Origin of the sequence: Serratia proteamaculans (assembly GCF_946227095.1) — a bacterium.
GTDB classification, from domain to species: domain Bacteria; phylum Pseudomonadota; class Gammaproteobacteria; order Enterobacterales; family Enterobacteriaceae; genus Serratia; species Serratia proteamaculans_E.
On the sequence record NZ_CAMISV010000003.1, the window covers coordinates 196,061 to 216,435 of the forward strand.

The following is a 20,375-nucleotide window of genomic DNA, read 5'->3' on the forward strand; positions in this document are numbered from 1 at the left end:
TCTACTCCTTATCCCCGGCGGGAATAATCACGATATTAGGGTGGCTGATTTGGTGACTCGGCAGTGAGTAACGGGTTTCGATACGGGTTAAATCAGCCCGGTATTCTTGCCGCAGCAGATCAATATCACCAAATTGCAGAACCCCGGCCGGGCAGGACTCCACACAGCGCGGTTGCAACCCTTCATCCAACCGCTCAGCGCACAGATTGCACTTACTGGTTTTCCCTTCGACCGGATCAAAAACCGGCGCATTATAAGGACAAGCCATAATGCACATCCGGCAACCAATGCATTTGTCGTGATCCTGCACCACGATGCCGTCCGGACGTTTACTGTAGGTATCTGCCGGGCACACTTTCATGCACTGCGGATCGTCACAGTGATTGCAGGACATCGAGATAAATGCCATCGCGTTCGGGTCGTCAAAGCTAAATTCCCTGACCCGCCGCCAGAGGACGCCTGCCGGAGTCGTATTTTCGGATTTACAGGCCATTGAGCAGGTTTTGCAGCCGTAACAGCCGCGCATATCCACTAAAAATCCATATTGTCTGACCATGATTATGCCTCCGCCCTAACGTCAACCAGGGTGCTGTTACAACAATGGCCAGAGCCCAGGACTTCGGCATGATCGTTCGTCACGTGGCTGCTGCTGCCCCCTTGCTGTTCCCACCAGCCATTGTCCAGGCACACCACGCCGCGTTTGATTTGGCGGGTCACTACCGCCAATGCCCGATGTTCGCCCCGATGATTGAAAGCAATGGCCCATGCGCCGTTATGGATATTGCGACTGGCGGCATCTTCCGGGTGGATCATGATATTAGGCTGATTACGCTGAACTTCGAGGATCCATTCATTCATCCCGTGGCTTGAGTGAATACTCCGCGCGAGCTTGCGCTGTACGGCCATTAATGGGTATTTTCTTGCCAGCTCAGGCGATCCTTTCGGCGACTCTTTAACCTGCATATAGGTCACAATCGGTGGGAAGTCTTTCTTCTGCCAGGCTTCAATAAAGAAGTGGGCTTTTTTAGTGGGCGTGCGGAAGATACCGTCCTTGAATGGGATCCACGGCACCTCCGCCGGTTTGATCGGCCCGTGGCGCAGTTGTTCAATGGTGATGCCGGTTCCGGCCAGACAGTTTTCGATATAGTGCTCAATCGGTTGATTAAACACTTCGCCAAAGCCAAAACGTTCGGCCAACCGGGCAAAGATCCAGTAATCCGGTTTGGCTTCACCGACTGGCTCCACCGCTTTTTCCATCAGTTGGACATAGTGGCTGCGAACGCCGGCCATCAGGCTGAGATCTTCAAAAATGGTGGTCACCGGCAGTACCAGGTCCGCATACAGGGCGGTGGAACTCATCAGGTTATCGGCCACCACCACAAACGGCACCTTCTTCAGGGCCTTTTTCACCATATTGGTGTTAGGCAGTTGGGTCAGGGCGCCCAGGGTCATAATCCACCAGAAGTTAATCGGATGAGGGCGATCGTTGACGATCCATTCTCCGGTTTTAGAAACCGGTATTGGCGGTATTTTTTGTACGTTGGGTGCCGGTGGCACCGGCGGATTAAATTTTATCATTTGTTGTGCGCCGCCAGCGTCGCAGACACCCCCACCGGCTTTGCCCATATTGCCGGTCAGCAACGCCAGATAGAACTGACTGGCGGCCACATAGGTACCAAACTCGGTACGCTGAGCGCCTGACATATTCTGTACGATCATCGAAGGTTTGTTGCTGGCATACTCTCGCGCCAACCGCAGCAGGGTGGCTGGTGGAACATCGGTCTCTGCCGCTACTTTCTCCGTATTCCAGGGGGCGGCCTCCTGGCGGATCAGTTCAAACACCGTGGTATAACCGGCATCTGCAGGCAGTTCTGCCTGCGTCAGTGCCGCAACAATGGCGGGCGTATCATGGCGAACCAGTTTTTGGCTTAGATTGTCGTAGACCAGATAGCTTTCTTTATCCTGCGGATCTTCTCTAAGCTGTTGTTGCTTGGCATCCACCAGATAAACCGCCCCGGTGTGTTGACGAAGGAAGTCGGCATCATAGCGCTGCTCATCCATAATGATTTTTATCAGCCCCAGTGCCAACGCGGTGTCGGTGCCAGGAATAATCGGGATCCATTCATCGGCTTTGGCCGCCGTTTCGTTAAATCTCGGGTCGATCACCACCAGGCGCGCTCCCTGTTTTTGCGCCTTAATATATTCTTTAAAATAGGCCTGCATGGTCACAGCGGGATTATTGCCCCAGCACAGGATGTAGCGGCTGTCGGCCAGGGTGTCGCGCATATCCGCGTAGCGCAGGCCAAGCATCGGGATCATGGCGGCGGTCACCGCAGAGCAACACAAGGAGCCGGTGCGTTTGGTGGCGCCGCCGAGGTAATCGAAGAAACTCTTGGCCATATCATTTTTAATGGAATCCATGTTGCCTGCATGGGTCGAAATCAACAGGCCCTTATTTCCGTGGCTGGCAAGGGTGTTACGGATATTTAGCTCAATCAGATCCAGCGCTTCATCCCAGGATATCGGTTTGAATTTTCCTTGGCCTTTTTCCCCGACCCGCAGCAACGGTGTTTTAACCCGCAGGGGGTGATAGACCCATTTGGTCCGGCTAATACCACGCAGACAGCACTTGACGTTAAAATCCTTGCTGGCTTCTATTTTCTTCAGCTCACCCTGATAGACATAGGCCGTTAAATTACAGTGCAAACACTCCATGGCACAGGTTGATCTAAAGGTTTGATAGTCGGTCAGTTTAAGCCGCACTCGGGGCAAGGGTTTACCGTTGTCCTGCGCCATGGAAAAAACGCAGGGTGAGATGCTGGCCAAGCCGATAACTCCCAGCCCCTTTAACAAGGTTCTACGATTCATTCTGATATCTGATATATTTTTCATGATGTTTCCCGCACGTATTATTTGTTTTTATTATTGTTGGCGTTGTTGCTGTTTAATTTAATTAACACCTCGAGTTAATCACGGGTGAATTATTAAACACTGATCGAAATCAAATTATTAATTTATTATTTTACCGTGACTTACTAGAGTCGTTAATAGAAGTAGCCAAAAAGTAATTGTCGATTATTGCTTTTGGCGGGTTGCTCAGCTCCGACTGGCCGGGGGTTAATCCTGGCTCGTTTAGCTTTTGTGTAAATTATTGTGGTTTTTTGTATAGATTTTCGTTGAGTTAGCGTTAATGATTAGTGGGTTCCAGCAGGGCGTAGCGGTGCATTCGCCAAAAGGGAATATCTGGGGAGTATGCCGGAGTGGCGTACTGGGCATTGGGATCTTCAAAGCGGTTCAATCATGAAATACATTATTTTATTGCTATTTATTTTGTGCGTTGTGTATGTCCATTACCGTGGCAGGGTGCGTTACACCTTCTGGCGGCAACTTTCTGATCACTCGACCTTTACCGCGCCATTGAACGTTTTTATGTATCTGTTCTCACGCGTGCCGACCACCCCTTATTTGCAGCCGGAGCAATTCCCCGAGTTGAAGGTACTGCGGGATAATTGGCAAACTATCCGTGATGAAGGGCAGCAGCTGATGGCGATCCAGCAAATTAAAGCCTCGGATCAATTTAACGATGCCGGGTTCAATTCGTTCTTCAAAACCGGCTGGAAGCGTTTTTATTTAAAATGGTATGAAGACAGCCACCCATCGGCGATGAGCCTGTGTCCGCAGACTACCGCGCTGTTGCGCAGCCTGCCTTCGGTCAAGGCGGCGATGTTTGCCGAACTGCCGGACGGCAGTCGCCTGCCACGTCATCGCGATCCTTATGCCGGTTCGCTGCGTTACCACCTGGGGTTGATTACCCCGAATGACGATCGCTGTTTTATTGAAGTAGACGGTGAGCGCTACAGTTGGCGCGATGGCGAAGGAGTCATGTTTGATGAGACCTATCTGCATTTTGCCGAAAACCAGAGCGGGCAGAACCGGCTGATTCTGTTCTGTGACATTGAGCGGCCGATGCGTTTTCGCTGGGCGCAGGGCATCAACCACTGGCTGGGGCGTAACCTGATGAGTGCGGCCACTGCACCCAATGAAGAGGGCGACCGTACCGGGGGGGTTAACAAGCTGTTCAAGTACATTTATGCGGTGCGCAAAGTGGGGAAACGGCTGAAGGCGTGGAACCGTACCGGGTATTACATCATTAAATGGATCTTGTTTGGCGGTATCGCGGCGGGCATTTTTTTCGCGGTATAAGCTTTTGTGCTAGGTATAAAGACGAGGGGCACCCTGGAGTGCCCCCTCTGGTAATCAGGCAAAGATGGTCATCATATAGGCGGCGAACAGCGCCAGGTGCGCCGTGCCGTTCAGTACGTTGGTCCTGCCGGTAGAGAACGAAAGCTGGCACAGCAACAACACCGTCAGCATCACCACGATATGCGGCGTCTGCAAACCGAAGATCAACGTCTGACCGGTCAGCGTGGCGATGACGGTGACCGCCGGAACCGTCAGGGAAATGGTCGCCAGCACCGAACCGAAAAACAGGTTCATGGCGCGCTGTACCTGATTATTCAATACCGCTCGCAGTGCCCCCAGACCTTCAGGCGACAGGATCAACAGGGCGACCAGGAAGCCGGTAAATTGAGCCGGGGCATTCACCTTGGTCAACAAACCTTCCAGCGGATTGGCGTTGAACTTGGTTACCGCGATCACCGCAATCAGATGTACCACCAGCCAACCGGCATGCCAGGCACTGCTGTGCGAGGAAGGCTTGCCATGGTGCGGGTCGCCATCGTCATCTTCGTGCTCGTAGACGAACAGGCTCTGGTGAGTTTTGGTCTGGATCACCAGGAACACGCCGTACATGGCGGCAGAAATCACCGAAACCAGCAGCGCCTGACCGGTAGTGAAGTTACCGCCCGGCAGCGCACTCGGGAATACCAACACAATCACCGCCAGCGGGAAAATCGCCATCAGATACTGTTTTATACCGCCGAGGTTAACGTACTGGGTGGCGAATTTGCGGCCGCCCAACAGCAGCGCAACACCCACCAATCCGGCGCTGACAATCATAATGATCGAGTAAAGGGTATCGCGCATCAGCGCCGGTGCGGCATCGCCGGTGGCCATCAACGCGGAAATCAGGCTGACTTCCAGGATCACCACCGACAGGCTGAGGATCAGCGAGCCGTAGGGTTCACCCAGACGGTGGGCCAGCACGTCGGCATGGCGTACTACGCTGAACGCACTGCTGAGAATACCGATCAGGGCAACGATGTTAATACCGACGATCAGCGGAAAGTTGCTGGTACTGCCCCATAGATTCAGCACCACCAGGGCGGCGATGGGCAGCAGCAGGGAATACTCAGTGTGGCGGGATTTGGATCGGCCAGGATCGTTTTGCGACTTCATTTCGATGGTACTCCTTCTCAAACAGCGTGGTCCCGTCTTCGCTGACTGCCGTTAAAGGCAACTCTGCGCATCCAGAATGCGTTTTTATTTTATAATAATAGGATACACCCAGTGGCGCGTGCCGGGGAATGATGTGATGTTGTTTTACTTGCAAAAGCAAAAGCTTGCAATATGTGACTAGGTTAACAAAAAAACCGCACGGGATGCGGTTTTCTTTACTTACTTTTACGCGGCGAGATGAATTTTATTCATTAACGGCACATAAATTGCAGTTTATGCCTCTATTACTTGGTTAATAAAGGGGAAAATTTTCATCAGTCATCAATATTATCCATAATTTCATGCCGTTTATTATGATAACCCTCTTTATTTAGCCCTTCACGCCAGTAAGGAACGGCATAAAGGCGATTACGTTCACATTGGCGATCGCGGCGCAGGTAGCGGCGCAGTTCTACCACCAGACGATCTTCTCCGGCCAGCCAGTACTGGGTCTCGGCCTGCGGCTGTGGCAACGCGCAAAACTGCGTGACCAACTCTGCCGTTTTCTCGGTGCCGCCAATAATCCAGCTCAGTTCAAAACCCGCAGGCTTTTTCAGGTCGATCACATCGGCTGCGCTATCGACACGGATAAAGGCATGGCCTTCGCTGCGTGCCGGTAATGTTTCCAGCAACGCCGCCAAAGCGGGTAAAGAAGAAGGATCGCCGGCCAGGCAGTAGAAGTCAGCCTCTGGCAGCATAGGTTTCGGGCCACCGGGATTGCTGATGCCAATTTTATCGCCAGCTTTCGCCGCGCGGGCAAAGTCAACCGCCGGGCCGCTGTGGTCATGAATGGCGAATTCAATGTCGACTTCCGCCAATTCCGGACGTACCGCACGGATGGAGTAGGTACGAACAATGGGGCGTACCGCGTCGGCTGCCCAGCGTGGGCCATTTTCGGTCAGCGTCGGCAGATCCGGTTGTGTCTGGTCTGCCAGCGGCAGGAAAACCTTGATGTGCGCGGCAGCAGCGTTTGCCGGGTAATAGCGCAGGTCCGGCGCGGTGAAGGTGATACGGCGCAGGTGCGGAGTAATATCGCGAATGGCACTGACTGCAATCAGGTAGGGTGCGCGTGAGCGTGGGGCTTCGGTAGTCACGGGGTTCTCCTTATGTTCGTTTGGCGCAGAGTATATCACGCCATTTGATAATGAGAATTGTTTGATGATCGTGACGGAGGTGCCCGGTCACCGCGACGAAGCAGGATGGCGATCGCTTAATGCTTAAGTGAGGTATTTTACCCTTCGATATTATTGCTGCTGAGTACAAATACTTTTTCACTTTAAACATCGTCTGAAACTTGATTGCTCCCCGAGAAAAGAATAAGGTCATTATTATCGTGGAAAGGGTTATAGAATTAATAAAATTCCGCACTCAATAATAAAGTTGAACAGTGGCTAGGGAGTAGGAGCGATCTTATTCCCGGGAGGTTGTTAAGGTGTTAACGCGAGATTTTCTGCAAAATGCGGACTGCAAAACAGCATTCGGCACCATTGAGGAGTCGTTGTTACTGACATCAGAGCAGCGTGCGGCCTCACTGGATTGTACTTTATCCCGTCGGCCGGATAATAGCCCGGTGTGGGTATTCGGCTACGGCTCACTGATGTGGAACCCGGTGTTTGAATCCGAAGAGGTGCGGCCGGCCACGCTTCAGGGCTGGCACCGTGCTTTCTGTTTGCGGCTGACGGCCGGGCGCGGCACCTTGCATCAACCCGGGCGTATGTTAGCGCTGAAAGAGGGCGGAGATACCACAGGTCTGGCGTTCCGTCTGCCGGAAGCCAAGCTGCGCGAAGAGCTGGAACTGCTGTGGAAACGTGAAATGCTGACCGGTTGTTATTTACCGACCTGGTGTGATCTCACCCTGGCCGATGGCCAAGTGGTGACTGCGTTGGTGTTTGTGATGAACCCGCAGCATCCGCTGTTTGAAGAAGATACCCGTCACCAGGTGATCGCACCCTTGATCGCCAGCGCCAGCGGGCCATTGGGTACCAATGCTCAGTACCTGTTCTCACTGGATACCGAGCTGAAAAACCACGGTATGAAGGACGACTGTGTTGGCGATCTGGTCTGCTACGTGCAGCAGTGGCTGCAGCAGAATACCTCCGGTCCTGTCGGGGGAGAGGCGACGGCCTGATCCCCACACTGCGTTTTAATGAGGCTCAGCATGCTGAGCCTTTTTCGTTTCATATATCTAATCCCTATATTTAATAACTTTATTCTGCATGAGTATTTAATCCACAATTTGTTGGTGGTTATTTATCTCATTAATATTAAAGGAATTGGTTATTTTAAAGCTGAAAAGCAGTTAATTCACAGCGGTGAAAAATTCACTTAGCATGAAAATGCATAACTAAAGGTTATTTCTTATTTGTCCCCTCACGCCAGACTCCGTATCACTGTGTTAACAATATTGTTCTACCGGGGGGAGTGGATGAACTTTCAACAATTAAAAATTATTCGGGAATCGGCACGCTGCAACTACAACCTGACCGAGGTGGCCAACACTTTATTTACCTCGCAGTCGGGTGTCAGTCGTCATATTCGGGAACTGGAAGAAGAACTGGGCATTGAGATATTTATCCGCCGCGGCAAGCGTTTATTAGGCATGACCGAGCCGGGCAAAGAGCTGCTGGTGGTGGCGGAACGCATCCTGAATGATGCCAATAACATCCGCCGTCTGGCGGACGTATTCAGCAGCAACGACGCCGGTCAGTTGCACATCGCCACCACCCATACCCAGGCGCGTTATAGCCTGCCGGGGGTGATTAAAGAGTTCCGCGCGCTGTATCCGCGGGTGAGAGTGGTGTTGAATCAGGGCAGCCCTGAAGAAATCGTCGGCATGCTGGCTTCCGGTGAGGCCGATATCGGCATTGCCAGTGAGCGGTTGATGAGCGACGAGTCTCTGGCGGCGTTTCCTTATTACCGTTGGCACCACACCATACTGGTGCCGGAAGGACATGAATTGACTCGTCAGCCGCAGGTAACGCTGGAAATGCTCAGTACCTTGCCGCTGATTACCTACCGGCAGGGTATTACCGGCCGTTCACGGCTGGATAGCGCTTTCAAAGCCGCCGGGTTAACGCCGGACATAGCCTTAAGCGCGCAGGATTCAGACGTGATTAAAACCTATGTTGAATTGGGACTAGGGGTTGGCGTGCTGGCGGACATGTCCTACGAGAAAGAGCGTGACCACGGGTTGGTTAGCCTTAACGCCGAACACCTGTTCGAACCCAATACCGTTTGGTTAGGTTTGAAACGCAGTCAGTTACAACGTAACTATGCATGGCGATTTATCCAGCTCTGTAACCCGACGCTGTCGCTGACTGAAATCAAAGACAAAGTGTTCTCCTCACAGCTGGATACGGTGATCGATTACCAGATTTAATCAGAGGGAAGGTGGCTGGCTAGCAGGCCGGGCATGGTGCCCGGCGATAGGTAAAACTAAAGCTGTTTTCTCAACAGTTTTCTGACCATACGGCGTTTGCTTTTTTGCACTGGGCCTATGAGTTCTAATATGGGGACTTCTCCTTTTGCGTATCCACTCGCAAAAGTCCGCCTGCTTAATAATCAAAATCTCAGCTATAGACATAAAAAGAATATCTATAGTTATTTAAGTACCTTCGCCTGCCGATGGCTCTCACATACACTCGCGAAATTACTATAAATTCCATCCGCTTGGAGAGCTTTTGATGAAAGCGTTCGTTCCCTCTTTGGTATTTTTGGCCGTGGCGGCCAGTTTCAACGCGCAGGCGGCAACCCCGGCCAATACTTTGGTGATTGCCCAATCCATCGATGACGTGGTCAGCTTTGATCCGGCCCAGGGCTTTGAATTAACCACGGTGCAGTCATTCAACAGCCTGTACCAACGCCTGATCCAGTCAGATCCAAAAAATCCGATCGAACTTAAACCCACGCTGGCCAACGAATGGCAGGCGGGCAGTGATAACCGCAGCCTGACTTTTACCCTGCGGCCGGACGCCAAATTCGCCAGTGGCAATCCACTGCGCCCGGAAGACGTGATCTTCTCGTTGTCGCGGGTGGTGAAGCTGAATCTGGAGCCGTCGTTTATCCTCACCCAACTGGGCTGGAACGCTAAAAATGTTGACCAATACCTGAGCAAGGTGGATGACCAGCGGGTCAAAATCAGCTGGAGCGAAAACGTCAGCCCGGCGTTTGTGCTTAGCCTGCTTTCGGCACCGGTGTCCTCCATTGTCGATGCCAAAGAAGCGTTGGCGCATCAACAGGGCGATGACTTTGGCCACCAGTGGCTGAACAGCCATTCCGCCGGCAGCGGCCCGTATAAAATCCGCACCTATGTGCCGCATGAAGTGGTGGTGCTCGACGCCAACCCCGGTTCGCCAGAGGGCGAGCCAACGCTGAAAACTATCCTGATCAAAAACGTGCCGGATCCGGCCGCCCGCCGTCTGCTGATCGAGCAGGGCGACGCCGATATTGCGCGTAACCTCGGGGCAGATCAGATGGCCGCGCTGAAAGGCAAACCGGGCGTCAAGCCGCTGGCCATTCCGTACGCCTCACTCTATTTCCTGCAGTTCAACGCCAAGGCGTCCCCGGCGCTGAGTAACCCGGCCTTCTGGGAAGCGGCGCGCTGGCTGTTCGACTATAAAGGTATTGCCGATGACCTGCTGAAAGGCCAGTTCCAGAACCATCAGGCATTCCTGCCAGAGGGTTACCTGGGGGCGCTGAAAGACAAGCCTTACAGCTTTAATCCGACCAAGGCCAAAGACATTCTGGCCAAGGCCGGTCTGAAAGACGTCAGCTTTAAGCTGGAGGTCAACAACCAGCCGCCATACCTGGATATCGCACAGGCATTGCAGGCCAGCTTTGCGCAGGGCGGGGTGAAGGTGGATCTGGTGCCGGGGCTCAGTGCGCAGGTCTCCACCAAGGTCAAATCTCTCAACTATGATGCGGTTCTGACCTCCTGGGGACCGGACTATTTTGACCCTAACACCAACGCCGCTGCCTTCGCCTATAACCCGGAAGACGGCAGCAAAACGCTGGCCTGGCGTGCCAACTGGCAGATACCGGCATTGAACAAACTGACGCTGGCGGCCACGGCGGAAAATGACACCGCCAAACGGGTCGCGGATTACCAACAGTTGCAGCAAGCGGTTCAGAAAAGCTCACCGTTTGTGATCGGTCTGCAGGCGCGCAGCCTGATTGCGGTGCGCGACAACCTGAAAGGCTACGAGCAGGGCATCAACCCTGACATGGTGTTCTACAGCAAGGTCAGCAAGTAATGATCAGTCGTACTTCCTCCGCCGGGTTCGCCCGGCGCAGTTGGCGCTGGGGCCGCAGGCTGTTTACCGGCCTGCTGTCATTGGCGCTGACGCTGCTTGGGTTGCTGCTGTTCACCTTTATGCTCTCGCATCTGGCACCGATCGATCCCACGCTGCAGATAGCCGGCGATCACGCCAGCGAAGCCACCTATGCCCAGGTGCGCCATGATCTGGGGTTGGATCAGCCCTTACCGGTGCAGTTCTGGCGTTATCTGGTGCATCTGGCGCAAGGCGATATGGGCATCTCGCGGATTACCTCGCAGCCGGTGCTGAGCGATCTGCTGCGCACCTTCCCGGCCACGGTGGAGCTGGCGACATGCGCCATTATCCTCGGTGCGGTCGGCGGCATTACCCTGGCGTTTCTGGCGGTGATCAAACCGGGCGGCTGGCTGGATAATGCGGCGCGTCTGCTGTCGTTGATCGGCTATTCGGTACCGATCTTCTGGCTCAGCCTGCTGGGGCTGCTACTGTTTTACGCCACGCTGCATTGGTCGGCGGGGCCGGGGCGGCTGGATGATATCTATCTGTATAGCATGGAGCCGCGCAGCGGATTTATTCTGATCGACAGTTGGCTGTCCGGCGATCGTGAGATGTTCTATAACGCCATCAGCCATCTGTGGCTGCCGGTGGTGGCGCTGGCGCTGCTGTCGATGGCGGGCATCACCCGCTTGCTGCGTGCGGCGATGCTGGAAGAGTGCAATAAAGAGTACGTCACCCTGGCACGATCCAAAGGGGCCAGCCGCACGCGTATTCTGGTGCGTCACGTATTCCCCAACGTGTTGGGTACGCTGATTACTGTGCTGTCGCTGTCCTACGCCAGCCTGCTGGAGGGCGCGGTGCTGACCGAAACGGTGTTCGCCTGGCCGGGCGTTGGGCGTTATCTGACCACCGCACTGTTTGCCGCCGATACGCCGGCCATTCTCGGCGCCACCTTGCTGATTGGCACCTGTTTTGTGGTGCTTAACGCGCTGGCCGATGCGCTGACCTATTTAGTGGACCCGCGAACACGATGAGCCAATACCTTTCTGAACATGAACCCCAGGGCGAACCAGCTGCCGCTTATCGCCCACGCGGCAGGCTGACCACGCTGACGATTGGCGCGACGCTGGTGGCGATCCTGATCCTGACGGCGTTGCTGGCTCCCTGGTTTGCACCCTTCGATCCCAATCTGCAGCATATCGAGTTGCGCCTGCTGCCGCCTGCTTCTGGCCATTGGCTGGGTACCGACGGTTTTGGCCGCGATCTGCTGTCGCGGGTGATTTACGGCGCTCGCCCAACGCTGATCCTGGTGTCATTGATCTTGCTGCTGACCATCCCGATTGGCCTGTTGGTGGGCATTAGCGCCGGTTATCTCGGTGGCTGGGTCGAGCGTATTCTGATGCGCGTGACCGATATTTTTCTGTCGTTGCCCAGCCTGGTGATTGCACTGGCGTTTGTTGCGGTGCTGGGGCCGGGGTTGATGAACGGCGCGCTGGCACTGGCGTTAACCAGTTGGCCTTCTTTTGCCCGACAGGCGCGGGCGGAAACCCTGGCGTTGCGCCGCAGTGACTATCTGGCCGCAGCGCGCATGCAGGGCATTGGTGGCCTGCGGCTGATGGCCGGGCATATTTTGCCGCTGTGTCTGCCGAGTGCCGTGGTGCGAGCCGCGCTGAGCCTCGGTGGCATCATCCTGTCCGCCGCCGGTTTGGGCTTTCTCGGCATGGGCGTGGCACCACCGACCGCCGAATGGGGCTCCATGGTGGCCGAGGGCAGCAAAGTGATATTTGACCAGTGGTGGGTCGCCGCGGTACCGGGTGGGGCGATCCTGTTCGCCAGCCTGGCCTTTAACCTGCTGGGCGATGGCCTGCGCGATAAAATGGATCCTCGTCATGGGCATTGATAACAATTTATTGACCGTCGAACGGCTGTCGGTGGCATTGCCGGGTTCGCCGCCGCTGGTCAAAGACATTTCGTTCAGCATGGGGCAGGAACGGCTGGCGCTGGTGGGGGAATCCGGCTCCGGTAAATCCTTGACCGCGCGTGCCTTGATGGGGTTGCTGCCACCGCCGTTACAGTTGCAGGCGCAGCGTTTAACGCTGGGCGACGATGATCTGGCACGGCTGAATGAACGCCAGTGGAACCGCCTGCGCGGCAACAAAGTGGCGATGGTGATGCAGGATCCCAAGCATGCGCTGAACCCGACCCAGCCGATTGGCCGCCAGGTGGAAGAGCCGCTGTTGCTGCACACCCGTCTGGGGCGGGCCGAACGGCGGGAGAAAGTACTGGATATGCTGGCGGCGGTAGGGCTACCCGATACGGCTGCTTTACGGCAGCTTTACCCGCACCAGCTGTCTGGCGGTATGGGACAACGGGTGATGCTGGCGATTGCGCTGATTAACGACCCGCAATTGTTGATTGCCGACGAACCCACGTCCGCGCTGGATCACCAGATGCGCGATCAGGTACTGCAACTGATCGAAACTCTGGTGGAACAACGCAATATGGGCCTGATTTTGATCAGCCACGACCTGCAGCAGGTGGCGCACTACTGCGAACGGGTGCTGGTGATGTACAAAGGCGAACTGCTGGATCAGCTGCCTGCCGATCGCCTGGCCTCTGCCACCCATCCTTATACCCGCACGCTGTGGTCGTGTCGGCCAAGCAGGGAGACCCGGGGTAAACCCTTGCCGGTGCTGGATCGTGCGTTGCTGGAGTCACTGAAATGAGTCTGATTACTTTGGACAATCTCAGCGTCAGCCATCGGCAGGGCTATGACGTGCGCACCGTGGTGCATGAGGTTAACCTGCATATCGAACCGGGTGAATGTTTCGGTCTGGTCGGCCCTTCCGGCTGCGGTAAATCCTCGCTGCTGTGGGTGTTGGCCGGGCTGAATGAAAGCTGGAGCGGCGGTTTCAACCTGCTGGGTCGCGATCTGCAGCCGGGGCGTCCGTTCACCGGCACGCTGCGACGTGAGGTGCAGATGGTATTTCAGGATCCCTATGCCTCGCTGCACCCCAAACACCGGTTGCTGCGCACCCTGGCGGAGCCGCTGAAATTACTGAAAGAGCGTGACATCGAGCAAAAAATCAGCGCCGGTTTCCGTCAGGTGGGGTTGGATCCGCGGCTATTGGATCGTTACCCGCACCAGCTTTCCGGCGGCCAGCGTCAGCGGGTGGCGATAGTACGAGCACTGCTGTTAAAACCCAAACTGCTGTTGCTGGACGAACCCACCTCGGCGCTGGACATGTCGGTGCAGGCGGAGATCCTCAACCTGCTCAACGAGCTGAAACAGGCGGGCGACCTGACGATGATCCTGGTCAGTCACGACGCGGATGTGATCGACCACATGTGCGATCGCTCGGTGGCGATGGCGCAAGGCCGTTTGGTGAACTGAAAACTGCCCGTCGCTAACCCGGCGGGTATATTCATCTGCGTAATAAATAAAGCAATTTATAGTCGTTCTTCTGCTAAGTCGCTGCCCCTACACTCGAAAAATAACGCATCCGCGTGATCCTGGAGAGTGCATCGATGAAACGGCTAATCCCCACCTTATTGTTCAGCGCCCTGGCGGCGAGCTTTGGCGCGCAGGCGGCCACCCCGAAAGACACGCTGGTGGTAGTCAGTTCGCTGGAAGGCATCATCAGTCTGGATCCGGCCGAAAGCTTTGAAACCGTCAGCTCGGCCAACCTGGTCAACCTGTATCAGCGGTTACTGACGCCGGATCGCAGCACGCCGGAAAAACTGGCTCCAGAGCTGGCCAGCGGCTGGCAGGCAGGGGCGGATGGTCGCAGCCTGATTTTTACCCTGAAGGCTGACCAGCGCTTTGCTTCCGGCAATCCGGTACGGCCGGAAGATGTGATCTTCTCGCTGGTGCGGGCGGTGAAACTGAACAAGGCGCCGTCGTTTATTCTTGGTGAGTTCGGCTGGACGCCAGAAAACGTCGAGGGCCAATTGAAGAAGCTGGGCGATAACCAGGTGCAGTTAAGCTGGTCGGCCAATATCGGCAGTGGGCTGGCATTGCGGCTGTTGACCGCGCCGGTCGCCTCGATCGTCGATGAAAAACTGCTGACTGAGCACAGTCAACAGGGGGATTTCGGTAACGCCTGGCTGCGTTCGAATTCCGCCGGTGCCGGGCCTTATCGTGTCAGCAACTATGTCCCGCATGAGGCGCTGCTGTTCAGTCGGAACGACTATGCCCAACCGCAGGCGAAGTTGAAAACGGTGCTGCTGAAGAACGTTAGCGACGCCGGGACCCGACGTCTGTTGCTGCTGAAAGGGGACGCCGACGTGGCTTACGATCTGGGCGCTGACCAGTTTAATTCGCTGCGTAAGGAGCCGGGTGTCAGGATAGAGCAGCAGGACTCGTCCAAAGTCTATTACCTCGGTTTCAACACCGGGAGCAAGCAGGTCCCTGCGTTGAGCAACCCGGCATTGTGGCAGGCGGCGCGCTGGCTGGTGGACTATCAATCCATTGCCGAAAACCTGCTGAAAGGGCAGTACCGCGTCCATCAGGCGTTCCTGCCGCTGGGGCTGGATGGGGCGATCGACAACCAACCGTTCAAGCTCGACGTGGCTAAGGCCAAACAGATTTTGCATGACGCCGGTATCGCCGAAGGCACGCGCATTGATCTGATCGTTATTAACCAACCGCCGTATACCGATATCGCCCAGGCGCTGCAGGCCAGCTTTGCCAAGGCCGGTTTGCAACTGGATATTCATCCGGTAGTGGAAAGCGACCTGTGGGGCAAGATGCGCAGCCGCGATTTCCAGTCCATTTTCACCTATTGGGGGGCCGACTATCTGGATCCGAACACCAACGCCAGCGCCTTTGCTTACAACGTGCCCAACGGGCCGAAAACCCTGGCCTGGCGCACCCAGTGGACTATCCCGGCGCTGAGTGCGGAAACCCGCGCAGCGGCGGCGGAAGGTGACGGGGCAAAACGCGCCGCGCACTACGCCAGCTTACAGCGCGAATTGCAGACCAGCTCTCCCTACGTCGTGGCATTGCAGGGACAAACACTGGTGGCACTGCGTGACAACGTTAAAGACGCCAAGGTGGATATCGCCAACAGCATGCTGTATCTGGACCGCGTGAGTAAGTAGCCCGGCCCGGCACGGCTTTTGCAGGATCGGTTTATTTAGCCCACCGGGGATCCTGTCATGAGCCGTAACCACACTTTCCCGCCCAGTGCCGGCGATTTTTTGCTGGCCTCCAAACGTTGTGAAATCACCGTATTGCAGCAACTGTTGCAGATGGGGCAGTTGGTTGGCCGGGTCAGCCAACTGATCCACGTGCTCCAGCGGGAACGCGGTACCGTCAATATTTACCTGTGTTCACAGGGAGCGTTGTTTGGCGAGCGGTTGGCCGGGCGGGCACAGGAAGTGGATCAGGCTGAGCTGGCGGTGCAGCGGCAGTTGATGCAGTTGGATGACAGCACTGCGCCCCTGGCCAGCGCCAGTCGTCTGTTCAGCCGCATTGCCGGTGCGCTGCATCATCTTACCGCCTTGCCTGAATTGCGCCGCCAGGTGCAGCAAAGGCAAATTCTGCAGCCTGCGGCCATGGGCACCTTTAATGACATGATTCACAGCCTGCTGGCGCTGGTATTTGAAGCGGCGGATGCCTGTGCAGAACCCATCACGGCACGTGCGTTGATCGCCATGTTCAGCTTTATGCAGGGCAAGGAGCTGGCCGGGCAGGAACGGGCAATCGGTTCGGCCGGTTTTGCCGCCATGCGTTTTGGCGAACCGGCACACCAACAGTTACTGATGCTGATCGAAGGGCAGGAACGTTGCTTCGCTACCTTCAGCGAGTTTGCCGATGAAGCTTCCCTGGCCCAGTGGCGGCACATGCAGCAGCAGGATGACCGCGAATTTGAACGCCTGCGGCGTATTGCCTGTACCCAATTGCAACTGAATGATAAAGCCGACACCAGCCTGCGCTGGTTCGAGATCACCAGTGCGCGTATCGATCTGATGAAACATATTGAAGACCGGCTGGAGGAGGCATTGATGACCAGTTGCCGCCACAGTCTGGCACAGGCCCAGCGCGCGCTGGCGGTGGACTGCGCCGATTACGCGCCGCAGCCGATGCAAGAAAGTTACGCGGTTTTCGTGGCGGCACCCCTGGGGGATGCATCGTCGCTGGCGGGGGACGGTATCCATCCGCGTTTGGGCCGTTCGATGCTGGAGTTGATTCAGCAGCAGTCGCAACGGCTACAGGTGTTATCGGAGGAACTGGCGACGGCGCGGGCAACGCTGAATGAACGTAAACAGATTGAACGCGCCAAAGGCCTGCTGATCCAGCATCGCGGCTTGACCGAGGAGGCGGCCCATCGACTGCTGCTGAAGATGGCGATGAACCAGAACCAGCGGTTGGTTGATATCGCCAATGCCATGCTGGCGGTCGCGGATATCTTGCCGCCGGTGGCGGGTACTCCCTAAGGGGTATATGCACACCGTCAGTGCAGTTACTGCCTTGCGATCGTGCAAAAGGGACGAATACATTTGCCCTGAATCATGCGGGCGCAGCATGCAGTGCCCCTACGCCCGTATAACTATGAATTGGGGTATGTGAAATTATAGAATTGGCACGTAGGTTGCAGTACTAAAACGTAACCTGGCCAATGGCGGTCGGTTGCCAACAAGATTTTGGATAAAGGCGTCCTTTCAGCATGTTCACCCCAACGGTGGAATGTGCTGATGGGACGCCTTTTTTATTTTATCGCCTGATTGAAGGACTTGCCGATGACGCACACTAAACTCCCCGGACTTAGCCTGACGCGCCGCCGCTTTTTGGCCGGTAGCGCGGCGCTGGGCGGCAGCATGATGTTGCCCGGCCTGATGAACACCGCCTGGGCGGCAGGCTCTGACGCACCGGAGAAAAAAGAGATCCGCGTGGGCTTTATTCCACTTACCGACTGCGCTTCGGTGGTGATGGCGTCGGTGAAACAGTTCGATCAGAAGTACGGCATCAAAATTATCCCCAGCAAGGAAGCCAGTTGGGCGGCGGTGCGCGACAAGCTGTTGTCCGGTGAACTGGATGCGGCGCATGTGCTGTACGGCATGGTGTATGGCCTGCAGCTTGGTGTTGCCGGGCCGCAGCAGGATATGGCGGTGTTGATGACGCTCAACAACAACGGCCAGGCGATCACGCTCTCCAACCAGTTAAAACAGGCCGGTGTCACCGATGCGGCCAGCTTGAAAAAAACCGTCGATGCCAGCGCCAAGGGCACTTACACCTTCGCCCAAACCTTCCCGACCGGTACCCACGCCATGTGGCTGTATTACTGGCTGGCCAACGCCGGTATTCACCCGTTTGACGATGTGCGCAACGTGGTGGTGCCGCCGCCGCAGATGGTGATGAACATGAAAATCGGCAACATGAGCGGTTTTTGCGTGGGTGAGCCGTGGAACCAACGCGCGATTGCCGAGGACATTGGTTTTACCGCCGTCACCAGCCAGGAAATTTGGCCCGATCACCCGGAAAAGGTACTGGGCACCACCGGCAACTGGGTCGCGGCCAACCCCAACAGCGCCCGTGCGCTGACCGCGGCGGTACTGGACGCCGCGCGCTGGATCGACAGTTCAGACGCCAACCGCCAGGAAACCGCCCAGGTGGTGGCGGGGCGCGCCTATATCAATACCAAACCAGAGATCATTACCGGCCGCATGCTCGGCCAGTACCAGAACGGTCTGGGCAAGTCATGGCAGGACGCGCATGCGATGCGCTTTTTCCACGATGGCGAGGTGAGCTACCCCTACCTGTCCGATGGCATGTGGTTCCTGACCCAGCACCGCCGCTGGGGCCTGTTGAATGCCGACCCGGACTATCTGGCCGTCGCGAAGAAAATCAACCGAACTGAAATCTATAAGCAGGCGGCCAGCGCGGTAGGTGGAGTGAACTTGCCTACCGGCGATATGCGCACCAGCACGCTGTTGGACGGCAAACGCTGGGACGGCAGTAATCCGGCGGAATACGCCAACAGTTTCTCTTTAAAGCGCTGAGGTAACCGATGAAAAATCTCGCTGAACGGATCGATATTCCTGCGTCACCCGGTGTAGAAGTCAGTGCGGAAATCGTGCCGCTAAAGCGCCCGCACAAGCCACAGCCGCAGCGCAAACCTCGTTGGGGCTTGCTGCTGCAACAGGGTTTCCGCCGGGGCGTGCCCGCGGTGCTGGGGCTGGTGCTGACCCTGGTGGTCTGGCAGATAGCGGCGCTTAACAGCAAGGGGTTCCCAACGCCATGGGCCACCTGGCAGGCGGCGCTGGTGCTGTTTGCCGACCCGTTTTATTCCGCCGGGCCGAACGATCAGGGCATTGGCTGGAACGTATTGGCCTCGCTGCAGCGTGTGGCGACCGGTTTTGGGTTGGCGGCGCTGGTCGGCATTCCGGCTGGCTTTCTTCTGGGGCGCTTTGCATTTCTGGCCAACATGCTCAACCCGATCATTTCACTGCTGCGCCCGGTCAGCCCACTGGCCTGGCTGCCGATTGGCTTACTGCTGTTCCAGCGTGCGGAACCGGCGTCAACCTGGACCATTTTCATCTGTTCAATCTGGCCGATGATCCTCAACACCGCCGAGGGCGTCACGCGCATTCCGCAGGATTATCTCAACGTGGCGCGAGTGCTCAAGCTGTCGGAATGGACAGTGATGCGCAAGATCCTGTTTCCGGCGGTGCTGCCCTACGTATTGACCGGCGTCCGCCTGTCGATCGGTATCGCCTGGCTGGTGATCGTCGCGGCGGAAATGCTGACCGGCGGCGTCGGCATCGGTTTTTGGATCTGGAATGAGTGGAACAACCTCAACGTCGAAAACATCATTATCGCCATTATCGTGATCGGCGTGGTCGGGCTGCTGCTCGAGCAGGGGCTGATGTTACTGGCAAAACGTTTTAGCTATCAGAACCGCTAGGGAGCGCGCCATGAAACCGATTATTCAAGTCCAGAACGTCAGCCAGCGCTTTGCCACTCCGCAGGGGGAGTTTATCGCGCTGGACCAGGTGAGTTTTGATATTCAGGCCGGGGAAACCCTCAGCCTGATCGGCCACTCCGGCTGCGGCAAATCAACGCTGCTGAATTTGATCGCCGGGCTCACGCTGCCCAGCGACGGCGTATTGCTGTGCGACAACCGGCAAATCACCGGGCCGGGCCCGGAGCGCGGCGTGGTGTTCCAGAACCATTCACTGCTGCCGTGGCTAACTACTTACGAGAATGTGGCGCTGGCGGTGCATCAGGTTTTCCGTCACGAGATGACGCGCAGCGAAATGCGCGACTGGATCGAACATAACCTGGCGCTGGTGCACATGAGTCATGCGCTCGACAAGCGGCCACATGAAATCTCCGGCGGTATGAAACAACGGGTTGGCATCGCTCGGGCATTGGCGATGAAACCCAAAGTGTTGTTGATGGATGAACCCTTCGGCGCGCTGGACGCGCTGACCCGTGCGCATCTGCAGGATGCGGTGATGGAAATCCAGCAGCGGCTGCACACCACCATAGTGCTGATTACCCACGACGTCGACGAAGCGGTGCTGCTGTCCGATCGGGTGCTGATGATGACCAACGGTCCGTCGGCCACCGTCGGTGAAATTCTGCCGGTGGCGCTGCCGCGTCCGCGTTCACGGGTGGCGCTGGCGGATGACCCGGAATATCACCATTACCGTCGGCAGGTACTGAAGTTCCTGTATGAAAAGCACGCGAAAGCGGCATGA

The 20,375-nt window shown here is 56.2% G+C and carries 17 protein-coding genes; 13 read left to right on the forward strand and 4 right to left on the reverse strand.

Annotated features, from left to right (window positions below):
- Position 1 precedes the first annotated feature (1 nt).
- Complete coding sequence (locus OC597_RS07540; RefSeq protein WP_261256328.1) at positions 2-556, reverse strand: 4Fe-4S dicluster domain-containing protein; 555 nt, start codon at positions 554-556, stop codon at positions 2-4.
- A 2-nt stretch (positions 557-558) separates the two neighbouring features.
- On the reverse strand, positions 559-2,892 hold the full coding sequence (locus OC597_RS07545) for a molybdopterin-containing oxidoreductase family protein (RefSeq protein ID WP_262208245.1): 2,334 nt from the start codon (positions 2,890-2,892) through the stop codon (positions 559-561).
- Positions 2,893-3,300: 408 nt separating this feature from the next.
- On the opposite strand from OC597_RS07545, the gene lpxO reads away from it, so the two are divergent.
- On the forward strand, positions 3,301-4,203 hold the full coding sequence (gene lpxO, locus OC597_RS07550; RefSeq protein ID WP_085117324.1) for a lipid A hydroxylase LpxO: 903 nt from the start codon (positions 3,301-3,303) through the stop codon (positions 4,201-4,203).
- Between the two features lie 54 nt (positions 4,204-4,257).
- Here the strand turns inward: lpxO and chaA are convergent, their stop codons facing one another.
- Both chaA and OC597_RS07560 read right to left on the reverse strand, forming a co-directional pair.
- Entirely contained in the window at positions 4,258-5,358 is a 1,101-nt protein-coding gene (gene chaA, locus OC597_RS07555; protein ID WP_261256331.1) for a sodium-potassium/proton antiporter ChaA, read from the reverse strand.
- Positions 5,359-5,672: 314 nt separating this feature from the next.
- A complete protein-coding gene (locus tag OC597_RS07560) occupies positions 5,673-6,491 on the reverse strand; it encodes a siderophore-interacting protein (RefSeq protein ID WP_262208248.1) in 819 nt (272 codons plus the stop codon).
- Between the two features lie 338 nt (positions 6,492-6,829).
- Here OC597_RS07560 and OC597_RS07565 point away from each other — a divergent pair, with 338 nt between their 5' ends.
- From OC597_RS07565 to OC597_RS07620, 12 genes are all read left to right on the forward strand, one after another.
- On the forward strand, positions 6,830-7,525 hold the full coding sequence (locus OC597_RS07565) for a gamma-glutamylcyclotransferase (protein WP_261256333.1): 696 nt from the start codon (positions 6,830-6,832) through the stop codon (positions 7,523-7,525).
- Positions 7,526-7,822: 297 nt separating this feature from the next.
- Positions 7,823-8,776, forward strand: coding sequence for an HTH-type transcriptional regulator Cbl (gene cbl / locus OC597_RS07570; protein WP_012145640.1), 954 nt, complete (start codon positions 7,823-7,825; stop codon positions 8,774-8,776).
- Positions 8,777-9,080: 304 nt separating this feature from the next.
- Positions 9,081-10,649 carry an ABC transporter substrate-binding protein gene (locus tag OC597_RS07575; protein WP_262208249.1) on the forward strand — a complete coding sequence of 523 codons (1,569 nt, stop codon included), beginning with the start codon at positions 9,081-9,083 and terminating at the stop codon, positions 10,647-10,649.
- Positions 10,649-11,701 (forward strand): ABC transporter permease, encoded by a 1,053-nt coding sequence (locus OC597_RS07580; protein WP_262208251.1) that lies wholly within the window; start codon positions 10,649-10,651, stop codon positions 11,699-11,701. Before OC597_RS07575 ends, OC597_RS07580 begins: the two co-directional genes overlap by 1 nt.
- Positions 11,698-12,567 (forward strand): ABC transporter permease, encoded by an 870-nt coding sequence (locus tag OC597_RS07585; protein ID WP_261462858.1) that lies wholly within the window; start codon positions 11,698-11,700, stop codon positions 12,565-12,567. Before OC597_RS07580 ends, OC597_RS07585 begins: the two co-directional genes overlap by 4 nt.
- Positions 12,557-13,393 carry an ABC transporter ATP-binding protein gene (locus tag OC597_RS07590; RefSeq protein WP_262208253.1) on the forward strand — a complete coding sequence of 279 codons (837 nt, stop codon included), beginning with the start codon at positions 12,557-12,559 and terminating at the stop codon, positions 13,391-13,393. Before OC597_RS07585 ends, OC597_RS07590 begins: the two co-directional genes overlap by 11 nt.
- A complete protein-coding gene (locus tag OC597_RS07595) occupies positions 13,390-14,061 on the forward strand; it encodes an ABC transporter ATP-binding protein (RefSeq protein WP_261256347.1) in 672 nt (223 codons plus the stop codon). Before OC597_RS07590 ends, OC597_RS07595 begins: the two co-directional genes overlap by 4 nt.
- 134 nt (positions 14,062-14,195) lie before the next feature.
- Entirely contained in the window at positions 14,196-15,770 is a 1,575-nt protein-coding gene (locus OC597_RS07600) for an ABC transporter substrate-binding protein (RefSeq protein ID WP_262208254.1), read from the forward strand.
- A gap of 57 nt (positions 15,771-15,827) precedes the next feature.
- Positions 15,828-17,108 (forward strand): nitrate regulatory protein, encoded by a 1,281-nt coding sequence (locus tag OC597_RS07605; RefSeq protein ID WP_261284859.1) that lies wholly within the window; start codon positions 15,828-15,830, stop codon positions 17,106-17,108.
- 303 nt (positions 17,109-17,411) lie between these two features.
- On the forward strand, positions 17,412-18,671 hold the full coding sequence (locus OC597_RS07610; RefSeq protein WP_261284858.1) for a CmpA/NrtA family ABC transporter substrate-binding protein: 1,260 nt from the start codon (positions 17,412-17,414) through the stop codon (positions 18,669-18,671).
- Between the two features lie 8 nt (positions 18,672-18,679).
- Positions 18,680-19,576: a nitrate ABC transporter permease gene (gene ntrB, locus OC597_RS07615; RefSeq protein ID WP_085117311.1), complete on the forward strand. Its 897-nt coding sequence runs from the start codon at positions 18,680-18,682 to the stop codon at positions 19,574-19,576.
- Between the two features lie 10 nt (positions 19,577-19,586).
- Entirely contained in the window at positions 19,587-20,375 is a 789-nt protein-coding gene (locus tag OC597_RS07620) for an ABC transporter ATP-binding protein (RefSeq protein WP_261284857.1), read from the forward strand.

What these genes read in the sequence shown, in the direction of transcription:
- OC597_RS07590 (WP_262208253.1), top strand. Translation starts at nt 12,557, where the DNA reads ATGGGCATTGATAACAATTTATTGACCGTCGAACGGCTGTCGGTGGCA.
- OC597_RS07580 (WP_262208251.1), top strand. Translation starts at nt 10,649, where the DNA reads ATGATCAGTCGTACTTCCTCCGCCGGGTTCGCCCGGCGCAGTTGGCGC.
- lpxO (WP_085117324.1), top strand. Translation starts at nt 3,301, where the DNA reads ATGAAATACATTATTTTATTGCTATTTATTTTGTGCGTTGTGTATGTC.
- OC597_RS07605 (WP_261284859.1), top strand. Translation starts at nt 15,828, where the DNA reads ATGAGCCGTAACCACACTTTCCCGCCCAGTGCCGGCGATTTTTTGCTG.
- OC597_RS07620 (WP_261284857.1), top strand. Translation starts at nt 19,587, where the DNA reads ATGAAACCGATTATTCAAGTCCAGAACGTCAGCCAGCGCTTTGCCACT.
- OC597_RS07610 (WP_261284858.1), top strand. Translation starts at nt 17,412, where the DNA reads ATGACGCACACTAAACTCCCCGGACTTAGCCTGACGCGCCGCCGCTTT.
- OC597_RS07545 (WP_262208245.1), bottom strand. Translation starts at nt 2,892, where the DNA reads ATGAAAAATATATCAGATATCAGAATGAATCGTAGAACCTTGTTAAAG.
- OC597_RS07575 (WP_262208249.1), top strand. Translation starts at nt 9,081, where the DNA reads ATGAAAGCGTTCGTTCCCTCTTTGGTATTTTTGGCCGTGGCGGCCAGT.
- OC597_RS07585 (WP_261462858.1), top strand. Translation starts at nt 11,698, where the DNA reads ATGAGCCAATACCTTTCTGAACATGAACCCCAGGGCGAACCAGCTGCC.
- cbl (WP_012145640.1), top strand. Translation starts at nt 7,823, where the DNA reads ATGAACTTTCAACAATTAAAAATTATTCGGGAATCGGCACGCTGCAAC.
- chaA (WP_261256331.1), bottom strand. Translation starts at nt 5,358, where the DNA reads ATGAAGTCGCAAAACGATCCTGGCCGATCCAAATCCCGCCACACTGAG.
- ntrB (WP_085117311.1), top strand. Translation starts at nt 18,680, where the DNA reads ATGAAAAATCTCGCTGAACGGATCGATATTCCTGCGTCACCCGGTGTA.
- OC597_RS07600 (WP_262208254.1), top strand. Translation starts at nt 14,196, where the DNA reads ATGAAACGGCTAATCCCCACCTTATTGTTCAGCGCCCTGGCGGCGAGC.
- OC597_RS07540 (WP_261256328.1), bottom strand. Translation starts at nt 556, where the DNA reads ATGGTCAGACAATATGGATTTTTAGTGGATATGCGCGGCTGTTACGGC.
- OC597_RS07595 (WP_261256347.1), top strand. Translation starts at nt 13,390, where the DNA reads ATGAGTCTGATTACTTTGGACAATCTCAGCGTCAGCCATCGGCAGGGC.